Source organism: Bacillus sp. NEAU-Y102 (assembly GCF_054788175.1).
This window is the reverse complement of record NZ_JBTWFK010000004.1, coordinates 254,762-276,112: the sequence shown is the minus strand read 5'-3', so window position 1 is coordinate 276,112 and position 21,351 is coordinate 254,762. Positions and strand designations below refer to the sequence as shown.

The following is a 21,351-nucleotide window of genomic DNA, read 5'->3' as shown; positions in this document are numbered from 1 at the left end:
CTCCTTGTTATTATACTAGTATTCCCATTGCTTTCAACAATTTGGAACGAAATTTCATCAAATTAATTATATTTTTATATCTAAAATGAAAAAGACAGAGCTCCTAACCCTGTCTCTACTCTATATCATGCATTTTTTTCAAGAGTATTTGTTTTATATACATTTAAATAATCATTCCACTTCAAACAATTTTGTAAATATTCACGGAAAGAATATGCAAATCTTGGATGTTTTTGTTTTTGAATTTTTGCAATAAATAATTGAAGACGAGACTGAATTAGAAACGATAATGGATGCTGCGCCTGTAGGACAGGGATTTCGAATATTTTAATACAATCCCCTGTTGAATGAGTGAAATAAAAACTTTTCGTAATCACAATATCAATCCTCTTTTTCATTGGATTTTTGAACTTCCTCTACTTTGCGTTGTAACACGTTGTTTAAAGTGGAGTAAAATCAGACTTATATGATTTCTGTAGTCCTTATGGCTAGAAGATTTATACTCTATTCATCTCCACCTAATCCATCTTCCCATCCTAAATATCTCCGAGACGGGAATCTCATTATCCATCAATTGTTTAATACATTTAGTATAAGCTTATAAAAGCGCAAAGTTTGTCTAAATTTTGGAGATTCTATAATTTTTTTCTTCTATATATTGTATACGTTTATAGCTATAGTATAACCAATAAATAAAAAAGTGCCTTTATAACGAGGCACTTTTCGACTGCATTTCTTCTCTTTTCTTTTTCTTCTTACTAACAACCTTTGATAAAGCAATACTTACTTCATAAATACAAATAAGCGGCACCGCAACTAAACTATGAGATAAAAAGTCAGGCGGTGATATACAAGATGCAATGATAATCAGTGCTACGTAAGCATATCTTCTTATTTTTATTAAAAATTCCGCCGTAAGTATTCCAATACTAGTTAAAAACATTACAACGACTGGTAATTCAAAAATCACAGCAAATGGGACTGTTAAATTAAGTACAAAATGAAAATACTTTTCTGTCGTAAACATCGTATTAAACATTTCATTACCTATCGTAGTTAAAAAGTGAAATAGAAATGGCATTACAATAAAGTATCCAAAACATAAACCTGCAATAAATAATATAGACAATACCGGTATATACATTATTGTCATCTTTTGTTCATTTGGATGTAAACCCGGTTTTACAAATAACCAAATTTGTATAGCAGCAAAAGGAATTGTACAAACGATAGCAAATACTGTAGCAATCGAGAAAAAAATCCACAATACATCACTTGGACCGAGAACAGTTAATTTCATTGGTAAATCTTTTACAAGCCAAAAATAAATATCCTTTGTAAAAGTAAATCCGATAATTAAAAATAGTACAAAGGATAACACCGTATATATTACTCTTTTTCGAAGCTCAACAATATGTTCTACTACGCTCATTTCCCGATCTTCCAACTCGTTCACCACACTTTATTTATCCATTACAAGGAAAATACATTACATTTTTTCTTTCTTTTCCTTTTCTTGAAATGCGTCATCTGTCAATTCTTTCGTTGATTTTTTAAACTCTTTTAACGTTTCCCCTAAAGCCTTCCCGATTTCCGGCAATTTTTTAGGCCCAAATAAAATGAGTACTGCTACTAAAATTAAAATTAACCCTGGAAAGCCAATATTTGAAAACATTTCCCCATCCCCTTTATTAGTAGTTTCCTTGTCCTACTATTACATAATTTTATTTTGTCAAAAAAGTTTGAAAACGTCAACAAATCCATTGCCTTTTGTCAAAAAAATTCAAAAATATAATCAATTATACAAATTTCATTTTCTATTGCCCTTGTGTATGATATGGTAAGGGAAATGACATATTATTTCATGATAGTAGAAAGGATTTGCATTATGACTGAAAAAATGACACGAATGACCCAATTTGTAAAAGAAGAAATTGCAAATGCAATTACACATGGTATCGGTGCCATTTTAAGCATCCCTGCCTTAATCATATTGATTATTCATGCTTCTAAGCACGGTACCGCATCAGCTGTAGTTGCATTTACTGTTTATGGTGTAAGCATGTTCTTACTGTACTTGTTTTCAACATTGCTACACAGCATCCATCATCCTAGAGTTGAAAAAATATTTACTATTTTAGATCATTCAGCCATTTACTTATTGATTGCTGGCACGTATACTCCTTTTCTACTTATTACACTTCGTGGCCCATTAGGATGGACGTTACTTGCTATTATATGGACACTTGCAATCGGAGGTATCGTCTTCAAAATTTTCTTTGTACGTCGCTTTATAAAGGCATCAACTTTATGTTACATCATTATGGGCTGGCTCATAATCGTTGCCATTAAACCACTTTATGAAAATCTAACTGGACATGGTTTTTCACTACTTTTAGCGGGCGGAATTTTATATTCTGTCGGAGCTATATTCTTCCTTTGGGAAAAGCTACCTTTCAACCATGCCATATGGCACCTGTTCGTTTTAGGTGGTAGTGCGATGATGTTCTTTTGTGTACTCTTTTATGTCTTACCTACAGCATAGTAAAAAAGGTTTCAGCTTACTATAAGCTGAAACCTTTTTTACTACTTATGTAATTGTGATGCGATAACTTCCTGTGTATGCTTCGTTAATTCTTTAATATCCATATTCGCATAATCTTCAGGTGTAATCGGCTTAGAAATTGTTACTGTTGCATGAGCTGGCTTCATACGATTTCCATTCGCTTCAAACATCTTATATGTACCATCTAACGTTACAGGTAAAATTGCTACACCTGACTTTACTGCAAGATGAAAACTACCAGCCTTAAACTCTCCAACTTCGCCACCCTTACTTCTTGTCCCTTCTGGGAAAATTACGATAGAATGTCCATTCTTTAATAGCTCGATTCCATCTTTAATTGCTTTAAGAGATTGACGACGATCGCTACGATCCATAAATACACAATTCATAAGTTCCATCCAAGTTGGCACAACTGGGAACTTTTTAATTTCTGCTTTTGACACGAATCCAATTGGTTTATTTAAGTAACCTAGTAAAACAGGGATATCCATATTACTTTGGTGATTACTTACAACTAGTACCGGCTTGTCTTTCGGAACATTTTCAAGCCCTTTAACTTCTACTGTCCCTCCAGCTACACGTACCATTTTCTTACCAAACCAATTTGTCGTTTTGTACACAGCATTATCTTTTTCTTTTGGCGCCATCGTATTTACTTGTCTTTTAAGACGCCACATTCTCGGTGTAATCGCAATTACGATTAAAATTAAATAAAAGATTTTAAAAAACGTTTGAATCATACAGAACCCCCACCTATTATCATTCCGACCTTCATTATACTAGACAAACGAAGGAAAAAGAAGAAAAAAAGTCCAAACATCAAGTGTTTGGACTTTTTAAGGCATTTTATATTAGAAACGTTTTGCTAATTCACGAGCATTAGCAATTGCTGCTTCTTTAATTTCTTGTGCTTTTTCAGGGTTTGCATTCATACCTTCAACTGCAATATATTCAGTTTCATTTACTCCGACAAATCCTAATACAGTTTTTAAGTGATTACGACCGAAGTCTACAGCTGCGTATGCTCCTTCAGAATATACGCCACCTGTTGCTTGAATGTGAAGTGCTTTTTTACCTTCTAATAAGCCAACTGGACCATTTTCAGTATATTTGAATGTTTTACCTGCGATTGCTACGTTATCTAAGTATGCTTTTACTACTGGTGGATAGCTAAAGTTCCACATTGGAGTTACGAATACATAACGATCTGCATGCATAAATGTTTCTAAGTTTGTGTTCATTGCTGCTACTTTTTGTTGTTGAACTTCAGTTAAAGTTTCAAAGCCTTCACCTGCTGCAAATTTACCCCAAGCACCAAATACATCTGCATCGATTGCTGGTACAGTAGTATTGAATAGATCAATTGTTACAACTTCGTCTTGTGGATGCTCGTTTTTATAAGCCTCGATGAAAGCTTCCCCTACTGCCATTCCGAAAGAACCTTCTGCTGAATTTGGATTTGCTGTGATAAATAGTACTTTTGTCATTGTATTCTCTCCCTTTTTTCTCTTTATCTTTAATTCAAGATTTATTTTTCGAAAGTTAATAACTTACCTTATGTAAGTATAATACAAAAAGTTTTAATTAATGTCAATAAAAAATAGCTGCTTTTTTTTCGTAAGTTAATGATTTATTTTGTTTCTTTAAAATTTAGTATACAGATATTAAGACTCCTCATACAAAAAGGCTATCTCTATAATTTATAGAGATAGCCTTTTATTACATATTATTTTTGAAAAACATGTTTCACTTTTTCAGCTGGAATGTTACTTCCACCTCTACCTTTTACATCTTCAATCATCATTGTAATGACCATATCTGGTGAATTCAAATCAAATGCAGCGAACCAGCCTAGTTCTTTTCCTTCGGCCTCTTTGGATACTTTTAATTCCGCTGTACCTGTTTTTCCAGCAAGAGTCATTCCATCAATTTTAGCAATTTTCCCTGTACCATCCGGATCATTAATTACTTTCGTCATAGCAGTTTTTAATATATCCTGATTTCCTTTAGAAATTACATTTTCTTTCCAAGCTTTTGGTTGTTTATCTGTTTTAATAATATACGGTGATGGAATCGTTCCATCATTTACAATTGGCGCATACGTTAAAGCTAAATGAAGAGGAGTCATTAATACTTGCCCTTGTCCATATCCTGTATCTGCCATTTGAATATCATTTTTAATACCGTCATTTGCAATTTTAGAAGCAGGGAATCCATATTCAATTGGTAATTTTTCATCGAATCCGAATTTTTTCGCTTCACTCATAAACTTGTCTTTTCCGATTTTCAATGCTTCTTGTGCGAAGTAAATATTATCCGAGTATTTCATCGCCTTATCAAAATCAATCGGATTTGCATCTTTCACACGCGTTACATAATAATTACCCCAAGAAGAATCTTTTGTCCATTTTAATCCTTCAATTTTTAACTCTTCTTTTGGATCAATCGTTTTCGTTTCAAGACCAATTGCAGCTGTAATTGGTTTAAATACAGAACCTGGTACCGATAATTGTGTAAAGCGATTCGTCATCGGCTTTTTCGGATCATTATTCCAAGCTTCGCGTTGTGCTTTCGATGTTCCTCGTGCAATTAAATTCGGATCATATGCTGGACTACTTACTAGTGCAATTGTTTCTCCACTTTTCGGATTAATTGCTGCACTTGAACCAGCTTCGCCCTTCATTTCATTGTACGTTTTTTCTTGAACAGCACTATCAATAGTTAAAGTCACGTTTTCTCCATCAACAGCATCTGTTTTTGCCAAGTTTTTAATTTCTTTTCCTTGTGCATCTTCTACAAAGACACGGCCACCTTTTTTACCGCGTAGCTTTTCCTCTAATACTTGCTCTAAACCAGCTTTACCAACTGGATCATCAGCTTGATAGCCTTTCTTTTGAAGCGTTTTTAAATCTTCAGCATTTACCTTTCCGATATAACCAGTTAGATGAGCTGCCGCTTCCCCTAATGGATATGTACGAACATTTACAGGTTTTGTTGAAACACCTGCTAAATCAATGTACGTATTTTGCGTTGCCCCTTCAGGCAAAATTCCAATTGGTACGAGATACCCTGGTTTTACCCATTTAGCAGCTAATTTTTGATCAATTTCTTCTACAGTCATATTTAACAACTTCGCTACTGTCTCTTTCGTTTGCGGAGCAGTATCGTCTAATTTTTCTGGAACTATTCCAATTTCAGAAGCTTTCCCATTCGTTGCAAGACCTTTTCCATTACGATCGTATATTTCACCACGTTTTGGCTCTGTCGTCTGCATACGCACTTTACTATCTTTCGTCATACCAGGGAAAATAAAATCAGGAGTCCAATCTATTTTCCAAGATTCTTTATCTCCATCTTTTTCTTTCACCATTTTTGCTTCATGGCCAAAAGTAATTTTACCACCAACTGTATCCATGCTTACTTTAAAAGGAACAGGGCCTTCATCTTTTTTATCTTCTTTTACTTCCCCTGTTTCTACCTTTAAGTCTTTTACTTCGATACCAGAATAAATTTTTTCATATTTCTCAGTAAACTCTTTCTTTGAAATATCTTTTTTTGCATTTTTTGATAGTTGATCATACATATCTGCAAATTTTTGTTTATTCCATGCTTTTACATATGTATCAAACGCTTCTTGTGGTTTTTCTTCTTTACCGCATCCAACTAACATGAATGTTAAGCAAAGAAAAAGAATCCCCCATATCTTTCTCAATCCATTCTCCTCCTCTTTCTATATTAGTAATTTTGAAAATTTTAGCATTTTTTACATGCTACCTATCATTATAGCACTATCGAATCTCATCTATAAACTTATATTGGTGAATATAAATAAAAAGATTGATGCGAATTCTCACATCAATCTTTTTTATTATTGTTGTTTCTCATATACATGGTAATAATACGTATACGGGTTTTTTTCATCCGTTAAACCTTTTTCCACAAAAATCTCTTTCCAATTTGTCATATCCATTTCTGGGAAGAATGTATCTCCTTCAAATGCATAATGGATTTTTGTTATATACAATTTGTCTACATAAGGTAAAAAGAGATCATAAATTTGCGCCCCGCCAAAAATAAAAATCTCTTCTTCATTTTTACATAGTTCAAATACTTCTTCTACAGAATGAACAACTTCACATCCTTCAACGTGATATCCTTCATTACGAGTTACAATAATATTACGTCTTCCAGGCAGCGGTCTACCAATCGCTTCATAGTTCTTTCTTCCCATAATAAGCGGGTGACCCATCGTTGTTTTCTTCACGTATTGTAATTCACTCGGTAAACGCCAAGGTAAATTATTATCTTTACCAATTACTCTATTTTCGTCCATTGCGACCATAAATGAAACAATCATTTTTTCATCTCCTCTACAATTATACTGCAACCGGTGCTTTAATTGCTGGATGCGGATCGTATCCTTCAATCGTTAAATCTTCCATTTCAAAATCGAAAACAGATTTCACATCTGGATTTAATGTAAGTTTCGGGAACGGACGTGGTTCACGTGCCAATTGCTTTTCTACTTGTTCAAAATGATTTGTATAAATGTGTGCATCTCCAATTGTATGAACAAATTCTCCTACTTCAAGACCACATTCATGTGCAATTAAATGTGTTAGTAGTGAATAACTTGCGATGTTAAATGGAATTCCAAGGAATATGTCACCACTTCTTTGATATAACTGACAAGAAAGTTTTCCGTCCGCTACATAAAACTGGAATAATGTATGACAAGGCGGTAATGCCATACTCGGTACGTCTTCAGGATTCCAAGCAGAAACGATTAAACGACGTGAGTCTGGTGTTTTTTTAATCATTTCAATTACATCTTTTAATTGATCAAGTGTCTCACCGGCTGTCGTTTTCCAAGCACGCCACTGTTTACCGTATACGTCTCCTAAATAACCATATTTATTTGAGAAATCATCATCTTCTAAAACGTTCTTTTTAAACAATTCCATTTGCTCATCGTACTGTACTTTAAATTCTTCATCTTGTTGTGAGCGAAGACCAAAATCAGTCATGTCAGGACCAGTATACTCGTCACTTTCCACCCAGCTCTTAAATGCCCATTCATTCCAAATATTATTATTATGCTGCAATAAATAGCGAATATTTGTATCACCTTTCATAAACCAAAGTAGTTCACTTGCTACAAGGCGAAATGGTACTCTTTTTGTCGTTAATAAAGGAAATCCTTTACTCAAATCAAAACGCATTTGATATCCAAATGCAGATACAGTTCCTGTCCCTGTACGATCTTCTTTCTTCGTACCATGTTCCATTACATGGCGGCATAAATTTAAGTATTCATTTTCAGCATGTTTCATATGTAGGAAAACCTTCTTTCAATCGTATATGCAATTTATCATAACATGAAAAATGGTAAAGTTAATAATCCTAATTAATAAAATTTCTCCCACTAATTCTTACAAAATTATTAACTTTCCAAATTTAAAAAGGTTTTCATTTTCTATTACCGAAAGTATAGTGCGGTAGAACAAAATTTATATTTGGAGGTTAGAAGTATGTCTAAAATTGGAACGCCTGTTATGACTTCTTTACAAACAACGGTTGAAAAAATGATGAAGGATTTAAATGTTCCTGGTGCTGCTGTCGCTGTAATAAAAGACGGTGAAGTTATTATTTCAGAAGGTTTCGGCTATCGTAATATAGAAATAAAAGAGGCTGTTACACCGCATACTCGATTCGCAATCGGTTCCTCAACGAAAGCTTTTGGCACACTTTCATTAAGTTTGTTAACACAACAACAAAAATTTAATTGGGATAGTCCTGTCCAGTCTTTTATACCTAACTTCTCTTTATCTGAATTACTTGCTAGCTCACAAGTTACCGGACGAGATTTAGCTTCTCATCGAACCGGTGTAAGCCGTCATGAGGCTCTTTGGTATAGCTCTTCCTTATCTCGAAAAAATCTCGTTGAAAAAATAAAACATTTACCACTTGATGCGCCGTTCCGAACAGCGTTTCTATATAACAACTTAATGTATACAACAATCAGCTACATTGTGGAAAATATTACAAATCAAACGTGGGAACAATACGTTACAGAACATATTTTAGAACCTTTAAATATGAATCAAACAAACTTCTCTGTTACAGATTCACAAACTACAGATGATTATGCTTTACCTTACGTTGAAAATGAAGGTAAAATAAAAGAAGTTCCATTCCATAACATCGATACAGTTGGAGCTGCTGGGTGTATTAATTCTACAATTGAAGATATGGCAAATTGGGTCCTTCTTCACTTAAACAAAGGTAAATTTGGAGATCATGAATTAATCTCCTCTGAATTATTACAACAAATGTATACACCACATAATTCCATTCCAGATCAACCAGTTTTATCACTTCCTGAATCTCCATTAAATAGTTACGGTCTTGGTTGGTTTATTAGCGCTTACCGTGGTAATAAGGTAATTCATCATGGCGGTAATATTGATGGGTTTTCAGCACTTGTTTCATTCATACCAACAGAAAACATAGGCCTTGTCATTTTAACGAATGCTGGAGGAACATTACTTCCTACTTATCTCGCTAATCAAATTTATGACGAACTACTTGAATTAGAATCCATTGATTGGCATAAACGTGCTGTAGAAGATACTGAGAAAATGAAGGAAATGATGAAAGAAGCAACTGAATCGCTTCCTGAACAAATTAAAGGGACTACACCTTCTCACAAGTTAGAGGATTATACTGGTACTTTTGAACATCCTGCATACGGAACATTACAAGTATACAAACAAGATGATTCGTTATTTGTACAATTTATGGAGATGGAGGTTCAATTGCACCATCATCACTACGACATCTTCTCTGCAAAAATTGACTTATTCCAAATGAAAATGAGTTTATTATTCGCTTATGAAATGAATGTGAGTGGTGAATTCCCATCTCTTCAGTTACATGTGCCAGCTATGTTAAGTACTCAGCCGCTGACATTTAAGAAAATCAAATAATTATTTTGATGGTAAAAAATAAAGGTAGGTGCGAATCACACCTACCTTTTCTATTTCATATCCATCTTATCTGGTTGAAACCAAATCGGCTTCGATAGTTCAAAGTTTTTATGATCTTCTAATACAATATGAAGACGCTCTAACGTATCCTCCAACATATGCGGTGCTGCTCGTAATGTCCAGACAACTGATGAGAAAACTGTCATGCCAACGTACACCGCATATAATTTCCAGAACTCCTCTGGTATTCTCTCATTAAAGTATCCTTCTATTTGTCCGATTGAATATGGAATACTAATGTCTCTTGCAAATAGTGCAATTTTTACGAAATCATGCAGTGGGTCGCCCCAGTCATAACCATTAAAATCAACTACACCTACATATCTCCCATCCCGTACAATTATATTTTCTAAATGAAAATCATCGTGTTGAAATCGATTTGGGCGATCCTTTACATACATTTCATTTTCATCTATAAACTTAATAATTTTATCATCATTTTCAATTTTAATTCCGCATGTTTTATACGCCTCTAAATATTTCCTATGTTTTTTCATTGCTCTTTCATACCACGGAAGTATATTCTTAGGAGCTTCAAGTGTATGCATTTTCGCTAAATCTTTTCCTGCCTCTATGCCAATATCATATTGTTCTTTTGGTGAATACGTAGACAATAGTCTCTTCGCATCTTCCCCTTCTAAATATGAAAAAATACTATAGCATACACCTTCTTCTTCCAATATACCTATTTCAATTGGCCTTTGTGCCTGTACGTTACATTTTACCATTTCATTTAAAATTTGAAACTCTATTTTCTTTCTTTCATACTCTTTTATATCGCCTGTCCGAAATAAATATTTTTCATTATTCGCACTCATAATTATATATTTCTTATCAGGCGAAAAACCTTTAGAAATTTCTTTAATATCCACTGCATCTTTTACAATTTGTATATTGTTTTGCTGCGCTGTAATTATCTTCATATCTATTCCCCTTACATTTCTGCCTTTGGTGTATAGGCAACTTCTACAATAAATCCATTCGGATCGTAAAAATCAATCGTATAGTAACCTTCCGAATAATGATTCATTTCAATTGGACCACGTATTACCTTCACTTTCGTACTAGAAAGAAAATCTGCTACTCCATCAACTACTTCTCTATGAATAGCTTGATAACAAATATGTCTAGGCCCTAACGTCCTTACGATTTCCTCATCTACTTCTTTAAAATATATTTCACTTTCTCCTGTGCTATATGCTACTTCATTTAACTTTCTCCATCCAATTATGGAAAACAACTTATTATAAAAAGAAATGGACTCCTCCAAATTCGCTACCCAAAATTCAATATGATGAATGCCTGCTCGAAGTGTATTCATATTAAGAATACGCTCCTTGTACTACTTCCACAATTTCCATCGGCTTATGAACCATATAATCTGGTGCATCTTTTTTCACTGTTTCAATGACATCATATCCCCAAGATACCCAAATCACGTTCACTCCAGCCTTTTTACACGCTGCTACATCTCGCTGTTCATCACCAACGTATAACATATCCTGCTCTGTTATCTTTTTCGATTTTAAAAATCTTTTTATCATTTTATCTTTACCAAACAGATTTTTAGAACAATACACTTCTTGTATATTTTCTATATCATTCTTGTGTAAAAATGCCCGAATATGCTCTTCTGAGTTAGATGATATAACCGCAATACCGTATCCTTTTTTATATAGTTCATCTAATACATCCTTCATCCCATGAAATAAAACAAGATCTTTTATAGCAGGCTGATATAATTTATAAAACTCCAACGCTAATATCGGTAATTTATACAGTGGTACATCGAGTTGTTTACATCTCTCTGGCATCGTTAATTTACGTAAATGTTCAATTTCTTCTTCCTTTACCGTTTTATATCCGTGCTTTTCAGCAATTTGATTATAAATTGGTACAAATATATTTTGCGAATCTACTAATGTGCCATCAAAGTCAAAAACAATGTATTTTTGCATCTCCATACTCCTTTTATTTCTTTTTTCTAAACCTATGTTATTCAACAACATAGTTGTCTGTCCCTTCTATAAACATAAAAAAGAACAAGATTTTCTCTTGTTCTTTTTAAGACAACCATTTCGGCGGTACATTTGTATTCCAATAAATATTTCCTAACTCATGATGTCCAGAGTATCCATCATCAAAACGGTGATAATGGAAATTAAAATAATAACCATCTTGCGGCGGATGATCTCTTCTTACATGGAAACGCAATAAATCATTTCCTGATTTCGTATCGTAGACGTGAAAAATCTTTTCATTATTTCCACCAGCTGGTTTTTGAGAAATCGCTAATGATTGTAGTGAGTCTTCTGGTACATCACTAGCAAGCTCAGCAATTGCCTCTTCAATTTTCGGTAATATTACATCTTTAAATTCATCTTCAATTACTGGACCAATTTTAGTACCAAACTTTTGCATCGACTGCTTCTCTGCTTCTTGCATTGCATAAGTAATAAAAGTATCGGTGGTTAACCTGTCATTCGTTTCTTCATATGTATAGGACGTGCTCTCCAAACTTTGTTGCCCAGCTGTGCTCGTAGGCTTGTCCGCAGCTTTGGCATTATCAAGCAATATGGAAGGAGGCGTCACTAAACCAAATGTAAATACGGTAATTAATGCGACTAAGGTTTTTCTAAACCAATTTGGCATTTATGTTCCCTCCCCTTTCACTCATTATTTTTTATATAACGGTGGTTTCTTCTATTATACAAAATGATTATAATTTTTGCACTTTACAATTTTGTTAACGTTCACATATTTTTCACTTGAATATGAAATTGTAAGATTTCATACAATATTAATACCACAATATTGAGGAGGCACTTGAATGACTTTAGATGTCATGTATTCCGCCGCAAGCATACTCGTTTTAGTATATTTTATTTATCAATGTGTTACAGACTAGAAAAAGAGCCGTCAATGGCTCTTTTTTTATGGTAAAAATACAATCCATACAATTAATAAAATAAAAACAAAGCCACCAATCACAGCTGGCAATAAATAAAACTGGGCAAGTATAACTATTCCATACAAGAGTATTGCTGGTAGTAGTAAATAACGATCTGCCTTCCACCTTAGCAAAAGTAATTTTCCTTCTTCACAATATAAATGAAGAAACATTTTTTTCGTAAATTCATTCCAATAATCACGCGCATAGCGAGAAATTGCAACTACAGCAAATACAAGAACAATAGCTGCAATCCACCTTGGAGTCATGATTATACTTGCAGTACTCATACATACAATTTGAATATAAAATATTCGTACAGTACTTGTACGGAAAAATTCTTTCAAAAAAGATTCGACAATACGAGAATCTGCTTTTTTTCCTAATAGTCTTTTAGAACGCGGAAACATCCACGGTTTTTTATTCGAGCTACTCGGTTTAGCTGCATGACCACCAACTTGCATAATTCCGCTCGTCCAGCGCATGCTTTCCTCTTTTTCTTTCTCGATTTCTTTAAAAAAGAACTTTTTATAATTCATTTTCTCTTTTACTAATACACTACTTAAGAAAATTAATAGACCGATAAATAGAATTGAATAATATAGATTTTTATAAATAAAAAATAAACTAATTCCAAAAAAGGACAAGCTCATAGAAAATACTACATTTTTTACAATCCATAAAACCCATCGTTTCCCCACCTGTACATGAATAAATCTTGTTAACAACGACAACATAAATCGAAATATAGTAAAGAATACCCAAAATAATACGACTTGTATCTCTGTTACTCCGATACTTTTCATCAACACTGGTAACATAATAACGACTACTATTACATTCGTTATCGCTATTCGAACAAATGTGTACATCATGCCATACTGGACTAATTTTCGCATATGTGTTGCATACGAAATTAAAAATAAACTATCCGCTTGCTCAAAAAACGAACGAACTCCTCTCGGATATGTTACTAGATAAAATGCGAGTAATCCTAATCCGAAATAAATCGTCTCTTCCATTGATAATTCATTTATCCATAGTGACCTATAATAGATTCCCATAAATATAAGTGTTGGAATAATAATATATAACGCGACTGTCCAATCTGTTACCGAACATATAGACTTCCACTTCCGCTGGAGCTCATGACATAATCTTTTATAAAATTGTTGTTTAATCATGTTGTTCACGCCTTACAATTATATCAAAGCAGTCTAGTAATGAGCTATCCGGCATTTCCGCTAACATTTGAATAGATTCTAAATGTCCATCTGCGACTAATGTACCTTGTGAAATGAGTAAAAATCTTTCACAAATTTTTTCAGCAGTATCCAATACGTGCGTACAGAGTAAAATTCCTGCTCCGCGCTCTTTTTCTTTATATAAATAACTTAAAAACTCTTTCGTAGCTACTGGATCTAAACCGATAAAGGGTTCGTCAATTATATAAAAATCTGGCTCAGTTAAAAACGCCAATATTAGCATCGATTTTTGTTTCATACCTTTTGAAAACTTTGATAAATATTCATGTTTATGCTTATCCATTCGAAAAGTATGTAATAATTGTCCCGCTCGTTCTTCCCAGCTTCCCATTTCACTTCCACGAGCTGCCATTAATAATTCAATATGTTCCCAGAGCGTCAAGTAATCATAGTATGTTGGATGTTCTGGTACGTATGCATACGGATTTTTCTTTTCACCGAATGATATTTCACCGTCCATATTTACAAGTAATCCGAGCATCGTTTTTATCGTCGTACTCTTCCCAGCACCATTTGCTCCAATAAGAGCAACTAGTTCACCTTTTTCGATAGAAAAAGCTATATCACGAATTGTTTTTTCACCTATTTCATATCCAGCTGAGCGGATATTTACTTCTAACATGCATTTCCCCTCTTTCTCTTTCCATTTCCAATACAATCAAGGAAAATAATAACATATAACTATCTATATATCATTATAAAATATTTATTTTTATGGCAGGAAAAAACATTTTTTAACAGAATACTAAATGTTTGATTACATTTTATTGGAGTGGATAATATGTCTTTTCAAATTCGTGAAGCAACGATAGATGATATAGACGCACTTTGTTCTTTAACGAAAGAATTAAAAGGTTCCTCTATTTCCTATGAAGATATGAACAATCGATTACAATTCGTACAAATGAGTCCGTTTGATTTTTTATATGTTTACGAGGAAGAAGAAGCTATATTTGGATTACTTGGATTTCGTATACGTGAAAATTTAGAAGATGTAACACGTTATGGAGAGATTTCAATTATTAGCGTTGATTCTAACATACGACGTAAAGGCATTGGACAAGTTTTGATGGATTATGCAGAACAATTAGCAAAGAAACATAATTGCATTGGCACATGGCTAGTTAGTGGAACAAAAAGAGTAGAAGCTCATCCTTTTTACAAAAAATTAGGCTATGAGGTAAATGGCTACCGATTTGTAAAACATTTTTAAACTACTTATAAATTGAAGGGGCTATAACTATGACAAACATTAAAGCAATTTTCATTGATCGTGACGGTACAATTGGTGGTGACACTACAATACATTATCCAGGATCTTTTACATTATTTCCATTCACAAAAACATCCTTGCAAAAACTAAAAGCTAAGAATATAAAAATTTTCTCTTTCACAAATCAACCTGGGATTGCAGATGGAATAGCAACTGTAGCCGATTTTGTACAAGAATTAGAAGGCTTCGGTTTTGATGATATTTATGTATGTCCTCATAAACACGGTGATGGTTGTGAATGCCGTAAACCGAGTACAGGCATGCTGCTTAAAGCAGCAAAAAAACATGGGCTTGATTTAACACAATGTGCTGTAGTTGGTGATCGCTGGACTGATATTGTTGCAGGAGCAAAAGTAAATGCGACAACGATTCTAGTCCGAACAGGCGCTGGGTATGATGCTTTGCATACGTACCGAGACAAATGGGCACATATTGAACCAAACTACATTGCAGATAACTTTGAAGATGCAACAAACTGGGTTTTAAATCAACTATAATACAAAGGTAGCAAGTTCCCTTTTGATAAGCAGACATTGCAATTCAAATTATATTTTTTATTACTAACAGCAATTAACGTAAAGAAGGAATAGCTTAGTGGCTATCCCTTCTTTATTGACTTCTATTATTTACATTTGTTATCTGTTTTTATTGAGTATTCTCATCGTTTTTATACTCCAAAATATCCCCTGGCTGACACTCCAAAGCTTTACATATCGCTTCTAATGTTGAAAAACGAACCGCTTTTGCTTTCCCATTTTTCAAAATAGAAAGATTCGCCATCGTAATTTCAACCTTCTCCGAAAGCTCCGTTACACTCATCTTTCGTTTTGCTAACATGACGTCAATATTAATAATAATTGTCATATCCGCCACCTCAAACTGTCAAATCATTTTCTGATTTTATGTTAATTGCTTCTTGTAGAAGGCGTTGAAGGATAGCGGTAAAAACAGCGCTAACGAACGAAGCAAAAATGATAATAAGTCCCACTAACCCAATAGGAGGTTCCATTTTCTTCGCTATAAAATGAAAAAGTGGCAAACCTAATACATACAAACCACTGATTGTAACTGCACAGCGCTTTATATTCTTTAACGACTTTACAGATAATTCCGAGAACGCTGTGTTCTCGTCAATATACTGTAAAAGATTGAAAGCCTGATAAAGAGCAACATAAAAAGGCACAGCTGCTCCATACATCACAATGAAAACAAGATATTTTATCGGAGCGATATTAGGATACAAATTCGCTACAAAATTCGCCATTTCCGGCACTAAAAATATGCATAAGGCAAGCACTGCAATTCCAGAAAGAAAAATAATTACTTTTAAGAACGTTGTTGAACTTCATTTAAGATTCATTTACAATAACTCACTTATTTAATGACAACATAATTTTACCACATAATTTATCGTTTAACAATAAATAAATATCGTTTTATCGTTATTGTCATACTTTTTAATTTAGGCAAAAATAAAAAAGAATTTCTCATTACAAAGAAATTCTTTTTCTTGAAAATGCCTCTTTCAACTTAATTTTTTAAAACGTTAATTCGTAATGGAAATAACGATTATCTCTCAAATAACCATTTTCAGCATATAATCGTTGTGCTGATAAATTATCAATCTCTGTTTGTAATTTTACACCTTTTGCTCCATTTTCTAATGCGTATTCTTTAGCAGCTTCTAATAATTTTTTACCTGTTCCGGCTCCACGCTTCGCCGCTTGTACAAATAAATCATTTAAAATCCATAATTCTTTCATTGAAATGGAAGAAAATGATGGATATAGTTGTGTGAACCCAATATATTCGCCGTCTTCAACTGCTACGAAAATAACGGACTCTTTTTTCTCAATTCGGTTTCGTAAAAATACTTTTGCCCCTTCTAAATCAGAATCCTGCCTATAAAACATGCGATAGTTATTAAAAACTGATGCTAGTCCATCTAAATCTGCAATTGTTGCCTCATATATTCTCATTTTACTCCATTCCCCTTCCAATACTGTCTCATTATATCCGTTGCCCACTTAGGCTGGTGTATTTCTTCTTTCGGCATAAACTCTTTCATTATTGGTTTTATATCCAATATAGGAGTGCCATCAATAGCATCTAATCCCTCAACAATAATTGATTTACCTTCTCTTTTGATCACCTTTACAATTGTTACACCTATGCGATTCGGGCGATTTTTCCCGCGCTGTGCAAAAATACCTACTTCAGGATAATCCTTATTATTTCTAGGATGTCTAGCAAAATACTGAATTTGCTCGTCAGTTACTTTATGAAAATAAAAAACAACTTCAATATGAGAAAAATCTTCAATCCCTTGTATACTTTCTTCTGCATACATTTCAGTTAAAGTTATACGGGATCTTACTTCTCCCCACTCATCATCTTTTATTTCCTTTCTTTCATTATGTACAAATGCGATTGGTTGAACTGAAAACATGCGCATTCCCCCTTAAATGTAACCACTTACATTATAAAATATTTTCTGAATGTTTTCCAGATATATGAATTTAGTTTACATAATATAATTACAATCTATCTAGAGCTACCTTGACTGCTTCAATTGCATGTATATGAGTCGTATCAAATATCGGGACAGATACGTCTTCTTGCTTTATTAATAACCCTATTTCTGTACAACCTAATATGATTCCCTGTGCTCCTTTTTGCACTAACTCTTCGATGACTCTTTTATAATATTCTCTAGATTGAGATACTATTTTTCCTAAACATAATTCTGTATATATTACTTTATTTATTTCTTTTCTATTTTTTTCTGATGGTACTATTACTTTTATATTATTTTCTTCTATACGTGACTTATAGAAATCTTGCTCCATTGTATATGTAGTTCCAAGCAGACCAACCTTTTGAATGTCTTTTCTTTTAATTGCTTTTGCAGTTGCATCAGCAATATGTAAGACTGGAATATCAATTTTCGCCTTTATTTTTCCAACTACCTTATGCATTGTATTTGTACAAATGATTATAAAGTCTGCTCCTCCCTTTTGTAATGAATATGCCGCATTCCCTAGAATTTCTCCAGCACCATCCCAATCTCCGCTAGACTGACATCGTTCAATTTCTTCAAAATCCACACTATTAATCAAACATTTTGCTGAATGTAGCCCTCCTAATCTCTCTTTTATTTCTTCATTAATAATTCGATAATATTCAGAAGTTGATTCCCAACTCATACCACCTATAAGACCTATCGTTTTCATATAAACAACACCTACCTAAACTTTTTTTATAAAACTAATAACTACGTTTTATTGTATATATTATACATAATAAAATAAGACTTTAAGTTTGAAATATAAAGTCTTATTTTACGGAATTTAATATGGAAATAATAAAGAGTAATTGTACTTTCATTTCCAAGGAAATTTTTATAGAATATTCTGAAATTAACAATCTGATGTTTTTATAAATTCTTTCTTATAATTAAAACACTCTCGATACAACGCTTTGATTTCATCATATGATGGAACACGTGGGTTATTAGCTGGGCTACCACTTTCAATTGCATCTGATGCCATTTTAGAAATAGCATTTTCAAATTCAATTTCATCGATTCCATATTCTTTTAAATTTGGAATACGAAGATCAAAGCAAAGTTTTTTTATTTCCCCAAGCGTGTAGTCTGCTACTTCCTCATCAGAATTCGAATACAAATCCTTATTTAAACTACGTCCAATTTTTGCTAACCTTTTCACTGCACTTGTTTTTGTAAATTCTAACACTGTAGGTAATAGTATGGCATTTGATATTCCATGCGGTACATGAAATAATGCTCCCACTGGCCTTGACATTCCATGAACTAATGTAACTGATGCATTAGAAAATGCAATTCCAGCTTGTAAGGAAGCAATCATCATCGCTTCTCTTGCCTCCATATTACGTCCATCTTCATATGCTATACGTAAATATTTCATAATACTTTCAATAGCTGAAAGAGCAAGTACATCTGTAAGTGGCTGTGAAAATTTAGAAATATAAGCTTCAATCGCATGACATAACGCATCTATTCCTGTTGCTGCCGTAATTTGTGGTGGTAACGAACTTGTCAAAACTGGATCTATAATTGCTACTTTCGGTATAAAACTAGGATGCTTCATCATCATTTTTACATCTGTTTTTTTATTCGTAATTACTGCTACACTTGTAACTTCCGATCCAGTACCAGAAGTTGTTGGAATTGCAATAAGTGGTAGTGGATTGTTTTCTATTTCAATATCCTTTTCGACATAATCCTCAACTTCTCCACCATTTGTATATAAAACCGCTACTGCTTTCGCAGCATCAATACAACTTCCACCACCAATACCGATAATAAAATCACACTTCTCCTCTTTACAAAGAGATAAGGCTTCTAACACGTGTATATTTGTAGGTTCAGCATCCACTTTATTATATGTACTAACAGTAATACTTTTCTTATTTAGTTGTTGTATACACTTTTCAAGATATCCTAATTTCTCCATAATTGTATCAGTAACTATAAAAGCTCTTTTCCCTAACTTTTTTGATTGTTCCCCCAGTTTTTCAAGCGAATTCCTTCCATATAATACCGACTTTGGCATACGAAACTCAGAAACTTCTTGCAAGTACTCCACCCCTTCTTATCCTAATTAATATTTTATGATATAAATTATCGATTTGATGAATCTTTACGATTCGAATTTTTAATAGAGTCCTGTTAAAGTATAGAACGCGATAACTAAAAATACAGCAACCGTTTTCAAAATTGTAATAGCAAATATATCTTTATAGGACTGTTTATGTGTTAATCCTGTTACTGTAAGAATAGTAATAATAGCCCCGTTATGCGGTAGTGTATCCATTCCTCCTGATGCCATTGATACGATACGGTGCATAACTTCTAATGGAATATCAAATTGATTGGCCGCTGCAATAAATTTATCTCCCATTGCACTTAATACTATTCCCATTCCTCCTGATGCAGAGCCTGTAATTCCAGCTAAAATATTCGTCGTTACTGCACCATTCACTAACGGATTTGTGAAAGTAGCAGAGATGCCATCTCTCATAATTGCGAAGCCTGGAAGTGCTGCAATGACACCACCGAATCCAAACTCAGCTCCTGTATTCATCGTTGCAAGTAGCGCTCCACCAATACTTGTATTCAATCCAGCTTGGAAACCTGTTACTACTCGCTTCCAATATAATAATAACGTTGTTAAGATCCCTATAATAAGTGCCAATTCTACAGACCAAATTCCTACCACTGCACTTAATTCTACTTTTCCAAATGCTTTCATACCAATTGCAGAAAAATCAAAACCGCTTGGATACCACTTCGGTATCATAATAGTAAACACTTTATTCATTACACCTACTAAAATAAGTGGTATAAATGCAATAAGTTGTTGTGCTCTTGTAATTTCAATGTTATTAATTAATGGCATATTTTTTTGTTCTAATTGCAAAGATGCTGCCATTTCAGTATTTCCATCATTAAAACCAAAATATCCTTCACCTGCCGCTTTTGCCTTCTTACGTCTACTCTCTAAATATAGTAAACCTAATGTAAGAACAAAAATTGCTCCTACAATGCCAAGTATCGGTGCAGCATAAATATTCGTTTTAAAAAATGTTGTAGGTATTACATTTTGAATTTGTGGTGATCCAGGTAGCGCATCCATTGTAAACGTTACTGCTCCAAGAACAATCGTTCCAGGGATTAAACGCTTTGGAATATTAGCTTGTCGAAACAACTTAGCTGCGAACGGATAAACAGCAAACACTACTACATACACACTAACACCACTATACGTTAAAATAGCCCCCATTAATACAATCGCTAATATAGTACGTTTTTCACCAACTAACTCAATAATCGTTTTTGCGATAGAATCTGCAATTCCTGACATTTCCACTACTTTTCCAAATATTGCTCCTAATAAAAACACAGGAAAATATAACTTTATAAATCCAACCATTTTCTCCATAAAGATATTAGAAAAGAAAGGTAATACATAACTAGGTTCTGTCAAAAATACTGCAAATAATGCAAATATCGGTGCGAATAAAATAACAGAAAAGCCTCTGTATGCTACGAACATAAGTAAACTTAGTGCTAATAATATAATAACTAACTCCAATTTTACCCCTCCATTAAACAGAATATTCTAAAATTTATTGATAAACTTCTACTAATCTTTTAATTCTGACATCCCTCCTCTTATTCATACAATTTTTTCATGCTAAAAATG

25 protein-coding genes are annotated in these 21,351 nt (G+C 33.5%); 4 read left to right on the top strand and 21 right to left on the bottom strand.

The features are described from left to right. Positions 1-125 precede the first annotated feature (125 nt). From ACYFX0_RS13250 to ACYFX0_RS13240, 3 genes are all read right to left on the bottom strand, one after another. A complete protein-coding gene (locus ACYFX0_RS13250) occupies positions 126-377 on the bottom strand; it encodes a DUF2535 family protein (protein WP_000629010.1) in 252 nt (83 codons plus the stop codon). 329 nt (positions 378-706) lie between these two features. After that, positions 707-1,432 (bottom strand): twin-arginine translocase subunit TatC, encoded by a 726-nt coding sequence (gene tatC / locus ACYFX0_RS13245; RefSeq protein ID WP_142398787.1) that lies wholly within the window; start codon positions 1,430-1,432, stop codon positions 707-709. 57 nt (positions 1,433-1,489) lie between these two features. Next, entirely contained in the window at positions 1,490-1,675 is a 186-nt protein-coding gene (locus ACYFX0_RS13240; protein WP_000492443.1) for a twin-arginine translocase TatA/TatE family subunit, read from the bottom strand. A 213-nt stretch (positions 1,676-1,888) separates the two neighbouring features. Here ACYFX0_RS13240 and trhA point away from each other — a divergent pair, with 213 nt between their 5' ends. Continuing rightward, positions 1,889-2,545 (top strand): PAQR family membrane homeostasis protein TrhA, encoded by a 657-nt coding sequence (gene trhA, locus ACYFX0_RS13235; RefSeq protein WP_000136899.1) that lies wholly within the window; start codon positions 1,889-1,891, stop codon positions 2,543-2,545. A gap of 41 nt (positions 2,546-2,586) precedes the next feature. Here trhA and ACYFX0_RS13230 read toward each other — a convergent pair whose 3' ends face one another. The 5 genes from ACYFX0_RS13230 to ACYFX0_RS13210 all read right to left on the bottom strand — a co-directional run bounded on the left by ACYFX0_RS13230 (position 2,587) and on the right by ACYFX0_RS13210 (position 7,899). Next, a complete protein-coding gene (locus ACYFX0_RS13230) occupies positions 2,587-3,306 on the bottom strand; it encodes a lysophospholipid acyltransferase family protein (RefSeq protein ID WP_000616579.1) in 720 nt (239 codons plus the stop codon). Between the two features lie 111 nt (positions 3,307-3,417). Further along, positions 3,418-4,053, bottom strand: a complete 636-nt coding sequence (locus tag ACYFX0_RS13225) for an FMN-dependent NADH-azoreductase (RefSeq protein ID WP_000170033.1) — start codon at positions 4,051-4,053, stop codon at positions 3,418-3,420. 239 nt (positions 4,054-4,292) lie between these two features. Beyond that, complete coding sequence (gene pbpC / locus ACYFX0_RS13220; protein ID WP_106103307.1) at positions 4,293-6,278, bottom strand: penicillin-binding protein 3; 1,986 nt, start codon at positions 6,276-6,278, stop codon at positions 4,293-4,295. A gap of 156 nt (positions 6,279-6,434) precedes the next feature. Further along, positions 6,435-6,923, bottom strand: coding sequence for a dihydrofolate reductase (locus ACYFX0_RS13215; RefSeq protein ID WP_000637207.1), 489 nt, complete (start codon positions 6,921-6,923; stop codon positions 6,435-6,437). 19 nt (positions 6,924-6,942) lie between these two features. Further along, entirely contained in the window at positions 6,943-7,899 is a 957-nt protein-coding gene (locus tag ACYFX0_RS13210) for a thymidylate synthase (RefSeq protein ID WP_106081203.1), read from the bottom strand. A 198-nt stretch (positions 7,900-8,097) separates the two neighbouring features. Between ACYFX0_RS13210 and ACYFX0_RS13205 the strand changes: the two genes are divergently transcribed. Continuing rightward, a complete protein-coding gene (locus ACYFX0_RS13205) occupies positions 8,098-9,555 on the top strand; it encodes a serine hydrolase (RefSeq protein ID WP_106103306.1) in 1,458 nt (485 codons plus the stop codon). Between the two features lie 50 nt (positions 9,556-9,605). On the opposite strand, the gene ACYFX0_RS13200 is transcribed toward ACYFX0_RS13205, so the two are convergent. The 6 genes from ACYFX0_RS13200 to ACYFX0_RS13175 form a co-directional block, all read right to left on the bottom strand. Beyond that, complete coding sequence (locus ACYFX0_RS13200; RefSeq protein WP_016077781.1) at positions 9,606-10,538, bottom strand: aminoglycoside phosphotransferase family protein; 933 nt, start codon at positions 10,536-10,538, stop codon at positions 9,606-9,608. Between the two features lie 11 nt (positions 10,539-10,549). Then, a complete protein-coding gene (locus ACYFX0_RS13195; protein ID WP_460270709.1) occupies positions 10,550-10,936 on the bottom strand; it encodes a VOC family protein in 387 nt (128 codons plus the stop codon). A gap of 1 nt (position 10,937) precedes the next feature. Continuing rightward, positions 10,938-11,573 (bottom strand): HAD family hydrolase, encoded by a 636-nt coding sequence (locus tag ACYFX0_RS13190; protein WP_001174980.1) that lies wholly within the window; start codon positions 11,571-11,573, stop codon positions 10,938-10,940. Between the two features lie 106 nt (positions 11,574-11,679). Continuing rightward, entirely contained in the window at positions 11,680-12,267 is a 588-nt protein-coding gene (locus ACYFX0_RS13185; protein ID WP_001134421.1) for a YpjP family protein, read from the bottom strand. Between the two features lie 282 nt (positions 12,268-12,549). Then, positions 12,550-13,749 carry an ABC transporter permease gene (locus ACYFX0_RS13180; protein WP_106081204.1) on the bottom strand — a complete coding sequence of 400 codons (1,200 nt, stop codon included), beginning with the start codon at positions 13,747-13,749 and terminating at the stop codon, positions 12,550-12,552. After that, positions 13,742-14,452 (bottom strand): ABC transporter ATP-binding protein, encoded by a 711-nt coding sequence (locus ACYFX0_RS13175; protein WP_000895248.1) that lies wholly within the window; start codon positions 14,450-14,452, stop codon positions 13,742-13,744. The genes ACYFX0_RS13180 and ACYFX0_RS13175 overlap by 8 nt, the downstream gene beginning before the upstream one ends. A 159-nt stretch (positions 14,453-14,611) precedes the next feature. Between ACYFX0_RS13175 and ACYFX0_RS13170 the strand changes: the two genes are divergently transcribed. Together ACYFX0_RS13170 and ACYFX0_RS13165 are read left to right on the top strand one after the other, a co-directional pair. Continuing rightward, positions 14,612-15,043 carry a GNAT family N-acetyltransferase gene (locus tag ACYFX0_RS13170; RefSeq protein ID WP_000009776.1) on the top strand — a complete coding sequence of 144 codons (432 nt, stop codon included), beginning with the start codon at positions 14,612-14,614 and terminating at the stop codon, positions 15,041-15,043. A gap of 29 nt (positions 15,044-15,072) precedes the next feature. Further along, positions 15,073-15,600, top strand: a complete 528-nt coding sequence (locus ACYFX0_RS13165) for an HAD-IIIA family hydrolase (protein ID WP_000181782.1) — start codon at positions 15,073-15,075, stop codon at positions 15,598-15,600. Between the two features lie 148 nt (positions 15,601-15,748). On the opposite strand, the gene ACYFX0_RS13160 is transcribed toward ACYFX0_RS13165, so the two are convergent. From ACYFX0_RS13160 to ACYFX0_RS13130, 7 genes are all read right to left on the bottom strand, one after another. After that, a complete protein-coding gene (locus ACYFX0_RS13160) occupies positions 15,749-15,967 on the bottom strand; it encodes a helix-turn-helix domain-containing protein (protein ID WP_000152531.1) in 219 nt (72 codons plus the stop codon). A 10-nt stretch (positions 15,968-15,977) separates the two neighbouring features. Then, entirely contained in the window at positions 15,978-16,424 is a 447-nt protein-coding gene (locus tag ACYFX0_RS13155; protein ID WP_033668863.1) for a DUF2975 domain-containing protein, read from the bottom strand. Between the two features lie 217 nt (positions 16,425-16,641). Further along, the gene (locus tag ACYFX0_RS13150) at positions 16,642-17,082 is read right to left on the bottom strand and encodes a GNAT family N-acetyltransferase (RefSeq protein ID WP_001223866.1); all 441 of its coding nucleotides are present in this window, start codon (positions 17,080-17,082) and stop codon (positions 16,642-16,644) included. Continuing rightward, positions 17,079-17,552, bottom strand: coding sequence for an SAM-dependent methyltransferase (locus ACYFX0_RS13145; RefSeq protein WP_000493250.1), 474 nt, complete (start codon positions 17,550-17,552; stop codon positions 17,079-17,081). Before ACYFX0_RS13145 ends, ACYFX0_RS13150 begins: the two co-directional genes overlap by 4 nt. A gap of 88 nt (positions 17,553-17,640) precedes the next feature. Then, positions 17,641-18,336, bottom strand: coding sequence for an aspartate/glutamate racemase family protein (locus tag ACYFX0_RS13140; RefSeq protein ID WP_106081205.1), 696 nt, complete (start codon positions 18,334-18,336; stop codon positions 17,641-17,643). Between the two features lie 186 nt (positions 18,337-18,522). Beyond that, positions 18,523-19,722: an iron-containing alcohol dehydrogenase gene (locus ACYFX0_RS13135; RefSeq protein ID WP_106081206.1), complete on the bottom strand. Its 1,200-nt coding sequence runs from the start codon at positions 19,720-19,722 to the stop codon at positions 18,523-18,525. A gap of 78 nt (positions 19,723-19,800) precedes the next feature. Then, complete coding sequence (locus ACYFX0_RS13130) at positions 19,801-21,240, bottom strand: GntP family permease (RefSeq protein ID WP_016077784.1); 1,440 nt, start codon at positions 21,238-21,240, stop codon at positions 19,801-19,803. Positions 21,241-21,351 lie beyond the last annotated feature (111 nt).

Excerpts from the sequence above, each read along its gene's own strand:
- tatC (WP_142398787.1), bottom strand. The coding sequence starts at position 1,432 with ATGAGCGTAGTAGAACATATTGTTGAGCTTCGAAAAAGAGTAATATAT.
- ACYFX0_RS13240 (WP_000492443.1), bottom strand. The coding sequence starts at position 1,675 with ATGTTTTCAAATATTGGCTTTCCAGGGTTAATTTTAATTTTAGTAGCA.
- trhA (WP_000136899.1), top strand. The coding sequence starts at position 1,889 with ATGACTGAAAAAATGACACGAATGACCCAATTTGTAAAAGAAGAAATT.
- ACYFX0_RS13230 (WP_000616579.1), bottom strand. The coding sequence starts at position 3,306 with ATGATTCAAACGTTTTTTAAAATCTTTTATTTAATTTTAATCGTAATT.
- ACYFX0_RS13225 (WP_000170033.1), bottom strand. The coding sequence starts at position 4,053 with ATGACAAAAGTACTATTTATCACAGCAAATCCAAATTCAGCAGAAGGT.
- ACYFX0_RS13215 (WP_000637207.1), bottom strand. The coding sequence starts at position 6,923 with ATGATTGTTTCATTTATGGTCGCAATGGACGAAAATAGAGTAATTGGT.
- ACYFX0_RS13210 (WP_106081203.1), bottom strand. The coding sequence starts at position 7,899 with ATGAAACATGCTGAAAATGAATACTTAAATTTATGCCGCCATGTAATG.
- ACYFX0_RS13205 (WP_106103306.1), top strand. The coding sequence starts at position 8,098 with ATGTCTAAAATTGGAACGCCTGTTATGACTTCTTTACAAACAACGGTT.
- ACYFX0_RS13200 (WP_016077781.1), bottom strand. The coding sequence starts at position 10,538 with ATGAAGATAATTACAGCGCAGCAAAACAATATACAAATTGTAAAAGAT.
- ACYFX0_RS13195 (WP_460270709.1), bottom strand. The coding sequence starts at position 10,936 with ATGAATACACTTCGAGCAGGCATTCATCATATTGAATTTTGGGTAGCG.
- ACYFX0_RS13190 (WP_001174980.1), bottom strand. The coding sequence starts at position 11,573 with ATGCAAAAATACATTGTTTTTGACTTTGATGGCACATTAGTAGATTCG.
- ACYFX0_RS13185 (WP_001134421.1), bottom strand. The coding sequence starts at position 12,267 with ATGCCAAATTGGTTTAGAAAAACCTTAGTCGCATTAATTACCGTATTT.
- ACYFX0_RS13180 (WP_106081204.1), bottom strand. The coding sequence starts at position 13,749 with ATGATTAAACAACAATTTTATAAAAGATTATGTCATGAGCTCCAGCGG.
- ACYFX0_RS13175 (WP_000895248.1), bottom strand. The coding sequence starts at position 14,452 with ATGTTAGAAGTAAATATCCGCTCAGCTGGATATGAAATAGGTGAAAAA.
- ACYFX0_RS13170 (WP_000009776.1), top strand. The coding sequence starts at position 14,612 with ATGTCTTTTCAAATTCGTGAAGCAACGATAGATGATATAGACGCACTT.
- ACYFX0_RS13165 (WP_000181782.1), top strand. The coding sequence starts at position 15,073 with ATGACAAACATTAAAGCAATTTTCATTGATCGTGACGGTACAATTGGT.
- ACYFX0_RS13160 (WP_000152531.1), bottom strand. The coding sequence starts at position 15,967 with ATGACAATTATTATTAATATTGACGTCATGTTAGCAAAACGAAAGATG.
- ACYFX0_RS13150 (WP_001223866.1), bottom strand. The coding sequence starts at position 17,082 with ATGAGAATATATGAGGCAACAATTGCAGATTTAGATGGACTAGCATCA.
- ACYFX0_RS13145 (WP_000493250.1), bottom strand. The coding sequence starts at position 17,552 with ATGTTTTCAGTTCAACCAATCGCATTTGTACATAATGAAAGAAAGGAA.
- ACYFX0_RS13140 (WP_106081205.1), bottom strand. The coding sequence starts at position 18,336 with ATGAAAACGATAGGTCTTATAGGTGGTATGAGTTGGGAATCAACTTCT.